This window comes from Micromonospora sp. 15K316, assembly GCF_004348525.1.
Lineage (GTDB): Bacteria > Actinomycetota > Actinomycetes > Mycobacteriales > Micromonosporaceae > Micromonospora.
On record NZ_SMKG01000299.1, the window covers coordinates 1 to 5,999 of the forward strand.

Below are 5,999 nucleotides of genomic sequence, written 5' to 3' on the forward strand. Positions count from 1 at the left end.
GGGGCGGGACGGCCGGGGGCGGCAGGTCGGACATGAACCCTCCTAGCGACAGCTGGACCGGCTCATGATCTTCCTTGCTGGCGCACTCGGCGCGCAGCCCCGTTCCGGTGCCGCTCGACGGATTCCTGATCGACTCCAGTTCCTTGATGTCGGGGTGTCACACGCCCGGCGATACTCCGACATCAATGATGACGAGTCGATCACCCGCCTCAGCCGATGACGTGCACCCGCTCCGCCTGCGGGCCCTTCTGGCCCTGGGCGATCTCGAACTCCACCCGCTGGCCGTCTTCGAGAGCCTTGTAACCGTCCATCTCGATCGCGGAGAAGTGGACGAACACGTCCTGACCGCCGTCGACGGCGATGAAGCCGTAGCCCTTCTCGGCGTTGAACCACTTCACGGTGCCCTGTGCCACGGTCCACTTCCTCACTCTGCGCGGCGTTACCTACCCCGAACGCCCGGACGCAGCCGGGCGCTCGTAACCACCGTTTCCGCAATCGGCGACGGACGCTGAATCGGTGACCGAAATCGCACGCTACACGAGGCGTGACGACCGCGCACGACCACAAATCGGGCATACTTCGCCGATAGCAGCCGTGAACTCATCGTCGACCGTCGCTGTGGTAGTCATGCGGTGTGACGAGCAGCCCGGCCGAGGTCGGCCGCAGCCGACCGGAGATCCACCGGGTCCGGCCGGAGGACGCGGCCCGGATGCGGGCGCTGCGGCTGGAGATGCTGGCCGACTCGCCGTTGGCCTTCCTGGAGACCGTCGCCGACGCGGCGGCCCGACCCCACGCCGAGTACGCCCTCCGGATCGCGTCCACCTCGGTCGGATCGCAGACCGCGCAGTTCGTCGCGGACCCGGGCGGCCGGTTGGTGGGGCACGCGGGCGGCACCGTGCTCCCCTCCGAGCCCGAGCTGACCGTCGTCTACGCCGTCTACGTCACCCCCGACTGGCGGGGCAGCGGGCTGCTCAGCGACCTCGTCGACGCGGTCGCGGCCTGGTCCCGGGCGTGCGGACGGCCCGAGTTGATGCTGGAGGTCGTGGTCGGCAACGACCGCGCCTACCGGGCCTACCAGCGGCTCGGCTTCGTCGACACCGGCGTCCGCGTGCCGCACCCGACCGTTGCGGCGATGACCGAACTCCAGATGCGGCGCGCCGCCTGAGCGCCGGACCGCGCCCGACGGCACGGCCCGGCGAGGAACGGCTCAGGCGTGCCGGCGGGACTGGACGATGCGGAAGCGGTTGGCGACGTACGCCCCGTCGGTGAGGGCGGCGTTGGCGGCCGCGTTGGCGCCGCTGCCGTGGAAGTCGGAGAAGGCCGCCGACTGGTTCACGAACACCCCACCGGTCAGGTTGCAGGACAGGTGCACCCCGACCTCGATCGCCACGGCCTCCGCGGCGTCGAGCACCGCGTCGTCGGTCGAGTAGACGCCCGCGGTCAGCGCGCCCTTCTCGCCCACCGTGCGGCGCATGATCTCCAGGCTGTGGCTGGTGGAATCGGTCGGGATGACGAACGAGATCGGCCCGAACCACTCCCGGCCGTAGGTCGCGGTGTCGTCCGCGGAGACCTTGACCAGCGTCGGCGTACGGACCACGGCGCCCGGGAAGGAGGGGTGCTCGACGGTGCGTGACTCCAGCACCGGCGCGCCGACCTTGGTGACCTCGTCCAGCCGCTCCAGGACACCGTCGTTGACGATCGCCCCGGTGAGCTCGACCCCGCGGGCCGCGTCGGCGGTGAGCTTCCCGACCGCCGCGGCGATGCCGCCCGCCACCTCGTCGAAGCTCTTGTGCCCCTGGTCGGTCTCGATGCCCCCGGCGGGGATCAGGATGTTCTGCGAGGTGGTGCACATCTGCCCGCTGTAGAGGGTGAGCGTGAAGCCCAGGTTGCGGCAGAGCCCGGCGAAGTCGTCGGTGGAGTCGATCACTACCGTGTTGAGCCCGGCCTTCTCGGTGTAGACGGACGCCTGCCGGGCGTTCGCCTCCAGCCAATCGCCGTACTCGGTGGAGCCGGTGAAGTCGACGATCTTCACGGCCGGGTGCAGGGCCAGCGAGGAGGCGAGCTTCTCGCCCGGCGCCTCGGTGGCGAGCAGCATCAGGTTCGGGTCGAAGCCGGCCTCGGCGAGGACCTCGCGGGCGTACTTCACGGTGATGGCCAGGGGCAGCACCGCGCGCGGGTGCGGCTTGACGATCACCGGGTTCCCGGTGGCGAGCGAGGCGAAGAGCCCCGGGTACGAGTTCCAGGTCGGGAAGGTGTTGCAACCGACCACCAGGGCCACCCCGCGGGGCACCACGTGGAACGTCTTGGTCATCCGCAGCGGGTCACCCTTGCCCGCGGCCTTCTCCCAGCCGGCCGTCCCCGGGTGCCGGGTCATCTCGGCGTACGCGTACGCGAGCGACTCCAGCGCGCGGTCCAGCGCGTGCGTCCCGCCGGCCTGGAAGGCCATCACGAACGCCTGGCCGCTGGTGAACTGCACCGCGTTGGCCAGCTCGAAGACGTGCTTGTGCAGCCGGTCGAGGATCTCCAGGCAGACCCCGATCCGGGTCTGCGGGCCGGCGTCGCGCCACGCGGGCAGGGCGGCGCTCGCGGCGGCGACCAGCTCGTCGACCCCGGCGTGCGGGTAGCGCACACCGAGCTCCACGCCGAACGGGCTCGTCTCGGTGGCGACCCGCTCACCGGTGCCCGGCTGGTCGAGCGGGAAGTCGCCGTTCAGGTACGCCTCGAAGGCGGCCTTGCCGTCGGAGGCGGCGGTCTCGCCGTAGACGCGGGGGCTGGGCGACTCCGGGTAGGCGGACCAGTATCCGCGCTCGGTGATCGCGGTCAGCGCACGGGTGAGGGTCTCGACGTGCCGGTCGTAGAGAGGGTGCGGGGTGTCCGTCATGCCCGTCATGATGCAACAGAAGGGTGCGCGATCAGTAGACCTGTGTCACAACTCAAATCGTCAACTGCCAGTCCGTCCAGCCGTCCACCGGACGGAAGCCGAGCTGCTCGTTGATCGCGATCATGTGGCTGTTCGCGGCGGCGTTGAAGGTGTCGATCGCGCGTACGGCCGGCTCGTGGGAGAGCAGGTGACGCAGGTTCTCGACCTTGACGAGCAGGCCCAACCGGTGACCTCGGTGCTCGGGGTCGACGATGGTGATCTGCTGGAACGCGTGCCAGTCGGCCGACGGGCCGACATCGAGCAGGGTCCACGCGACCAGCCGGCCGGACGCCACGTGCTGGGCCGCCACGTGGTACTGCCGCCGACCCCGCGCGGCCAACGCCCGCTCGGTGCCCCGGATCCGCTCCGCGTCGACCTTCTCCGCCTCCCACTCCAGGTCACCGAGGGGCGCGTCGGTGCTCAACCGGCCGTCGAGGTAGGCGATGTCGGCGACGTACTCCTCGGGAACGAGGCCGTGCCACCGCACCGTGCGGTAGCCCTCCGCCTCGGCTCGGGCGTCGGCCAGCAGCGCGTCCAGCACGGCCTGGTCGACCCGGGTGGGGTCGAGCCGGCGACGGACCTCGACGAGCGCCGGCTGCGCGCCCACCGCCGCGGCGAACGCGCCGCCCGCCTCGGTCCGCGCCGGCCCGTCCGGCAGTGCCGAGACGGCCATCCCGATGACGCGCTTGCGGCTCTGCTCGAGCAGCAGCCGCAGGCAGTGCTCGTGCAGCGCCCGGCCGACGCCGTGGCGTCGGTACGCCGGATGCACGGTCAGCTCGACTGTGGCGTTCTCGGTGTTGTCGAGCTGCGGCAGGTCCAGCGCCAGGTAGCCGGCGGGTACGCCGTCCAGCCGGGCCAGCGCCCAGAGCGTGGCGGTGCCGGGGAACGGGTGGCGCAGCATCGCCTCGAAGCGGCGACGGCAGAACGGGGGGTAGTCGGGCACGTCGGCGTCGTTGGCCGCGGCGCCGACGCGGTAAGCCGCCTCGATCGCGGCGGGATCGGTGGCGTCGAACGGCGCGATCGTGATGCTCATGCGGCGAGCGTGCCCGTCGTACGACGAACGGGCCAGCGATTAAATCGCCGGCCCGTTCGGGACGTTGGTCGGGAGGGACGATCGCACAACGCCTCCGGCGTTGGGTCGTAAGAACTAAAAGTCTTCGGCGATACGCCCTCCCGCACGGAGCATCTTGCGCCGTCCGGTTCCTGCCGTCAAGTCCTTAGGGGCGGGCTTCTCGCACCCAGAGCGAAAAGCCGGTTACCCGGCGGATCGGCCTGATCCCCCGTTCGGGCGATCCGCCGATGATCCACCCGGCTTCCCGGACGCCGGGCGGACCGCGACGTCCGGGCGGATCGGAACGATCGCGGCGGGTCAGCCGAGGAGGCCGGCGTCCCGGGCGGCGCGCAGCGAGGGGCGGATGCGGTGGGTGGGGCCGACCTGCCCGGCGACCGCGTCGATCGTCTTCAGCCCCTCGCCGGTGTTGAACACGACAGTCTCGGCGGACGGGTCGAGCCTGCCGGACTCGACGAGCTTGCGCAGCACCGCCACGGTGACGCCGCCGGCCGTCTCGGCGAAGACGCCGGTGGTCCGGGCCAGCAGGCGGATGGCGGCGCGGATCTCCTCGTCGTCGGCGTACTCCATCCAGCCGCCGGTGCGCCGCACCGCCTCCAGGGCGTAGAGCCCGGCCGCGGGGTCGCCGATGTTCAGCGACTTGGCGATGCCGGTCGGCTTGACCGGCACGATCTCGTCCCGGCCGTCGTGCAGCGCCGTGGCGATCGGGTTGCAGCCGGCCGACTGCGCGCCGAAGACCTTCCAGCCGCCGACCGGCGCCTCGACCAGTCCGATCTCGATCAGTTCGGTGAACGCCTTGTCGATCTTCGTGAGCAGCTCGCCGGAGGCCATCGGGATCACCACCTGCGCGGGGATCCGCCAGCCGAGCTGCTCCGCCACCTCGTAGCCGAGCGTCTTGGAGCCCTCGGCGTAGTACGGCCGGACGTTGACGTTGACGAAGGCGGTGTCCTCGAACTCGTCGGTCTCCACCAGCTCGCCACAGAGCCGGTTCACGTCGTCGTACGAGCCGTCGACGGCCACGAGCTCGCCACCGTAGACGGCGGTGGTGACCACCTTGCCCTGCTCCAGGTCGGACGGGATGAAGACCACCGACGGCGCGCCCGCGCGGGCCGCGTGGGCGGCGACCGAGTTCGCGAGGTTGCCGGTCGACGCGCAGGCGAACCGGGTGAAGCCGAGCGCCCGGGCGGCGGTCAGGGCCACCGAGACGACCCGGTCCTTGAACGAGTGGGTCGGGTTGGCGCTGTCGTCCTTGACCCAGAGCGGAGCGGTGAAGCCCAGCTCCGCGCCGAGGTGCGGGGCGGCGACCAGCGGGGTGAGGCCGGGGTCGAGGGTGACCCGGCCGGCCGGGTCCTGGCCGGCGGGGAGCAGCGCCGCGTACCGCCAGAGGTTGCGGGGCCCGGCCTCGATCTGCTCCCGGGTCACGGTGGCCAGCGCGGCGGCGTCGTAGTCGACCTCGAGCGGCCCGAAACACTCGTAACAGGCGTGCTGCGCGGCGAGCGGGTAGCGGGCCTGACAGGCACGGCAGACGAGGGCGCGGGCGGGGCTGGCGGTGGTGTCGATGCCGGACGGGGCGATCGTCGACGTCATGTCGAGAAGTCCTCTCATCTTCCCCCGCATCGCACCCTGCGGCGGGGACGGAATTGGCACCTGCCCGCCGGCGCTCGACGGTGAGCGCGTGGGGTGGTTGCCGGGGCGTCATCGGGCCGTATCCCTAAGCCCCTCTGGATGAGGTATTCAGTTGTGCAGCCGAGTCTAAGCGCCCGCCGGGGACGGTTCCAGCGGGGTTCCCACCGGGTGAGCGGGGGCGGAACCGAGCCGGACGGTCCGGTGGAACGTCCCGGCCCCCTCCCGGTCGACCCCGCCACCGGCCGGGACGGGGCCGAGCCGGAGGCGGTGAGAGGATGCGGCGATGACTGCTCGACCGGCCCGCCGTCGGCTGCTGCTCACCGGTCTGCCGATCGCCGGCGTGCTGCTGCTCGGCGCCTGCACCACCGACCACGCCGGGATGGG

5 protein-coding genes and 1 riboswitch are annotated in these 5,999 nt (G+C 71.6%); of the genes, 1 reads left to right on the forward strand and 4 read right to left on the reverse strand.

Annotated elements, in window-relative coordinates:
• Nucleotides 1-209: 209 nt before the first annotated feature.
• A complete protein-coding gene (locus tag E1211_RS29975; RefSeq protein WP_120680312.1) occupies nt 210-413 on the reverse strand; it encodes a cold-shock protein in 204 nt (67 codons plus the stop codon).
• Nucleotides 414-634: 221 nt separating this feature from the next.
• On the opposite strand from E1211_RS29975, the gene E1211_RS29980 reads away from it, so the two are divergent.
• Nucleotides 635-1,165, forward strand: coding sequence for an N-acetyltransferase family protein (locus tag E1211_RS29980; protein WP_371686225.1), 531 nt, complete (start codon nt 635-637; stop codon nt 1,163-1,165).
• A 42-nt stretch (nt 1,166-1,207) separates the two neighbouring features.
• Here E1211_RS29980 and paaN read toward each other — a convergent pair whose 3' ends face one another.
• The 3 genes from paaN to thrC form a co-directional block, all read right to left on the reverse strand.
• Nucleotides 1,208-2,881: a phenylacetic acid degradation protein PaaN gene (gene paaN, locus E1211_RS29985; RefSeq protein WP_132353253.1), complete on the reverse strand. Its 1,674-nt coding sequence runs from the start codon at nt 2,879-2,881 to the stop codon at nt 1,208-1,210.
• Nucleotides 2,882-2,933: 52 nt separating this feature from the next.
• Entirely contained in the window at nt 2,934-3,953 is a 1,020-nt protein-coding gene (locus tag E1211_RS29990) for a GNAT family N-acetyltransferase (protein ID WP_132353254.1), read from the reverse strand.
• 336 nt (nt 3,954-4,289) lie between these two features.
• Nucleotides 4,290-5,576, reverse strand: coding sequence for a threonine synthase (thrC, locus tag E1211_RS29995; protein WP_132353256.1), 1,287 nt, complete (start codon nt 5,574-5,576; stop codon nt 4,290-4,292).
• A gap of 11 nt (nt 5,577-5,587) precedes the next feature.
• Nucleotides 5,588-5,721: riboswitch (SAM riboswitch) on the reverse strand.
• Nucleotides 5,722-5,999 lie beyond the last annotated feature (278 nt).

Coding starts and splice junctions, on each gene's coding strand:
- paaN (WP_132353253.1), bottom strand. CDS start 2,881: ATGACGGACACCCCGCACCCTCTCTACGACCGGCACGTCGAGACCCTC.
- E1211_RS29990 (WP_132353254.1), bottom strand. CDS start 3,953: ATGAGCATCACGATCGCGCCGTTCGACGCCACCGATCCCGCCGCGATC.
- thrC (WP_132353256.1), bottom strand. CDS start 5,576: ATGACGTCGACGATCGCCCCGTCCGGCATCGACACCACCGCCAGCCCC.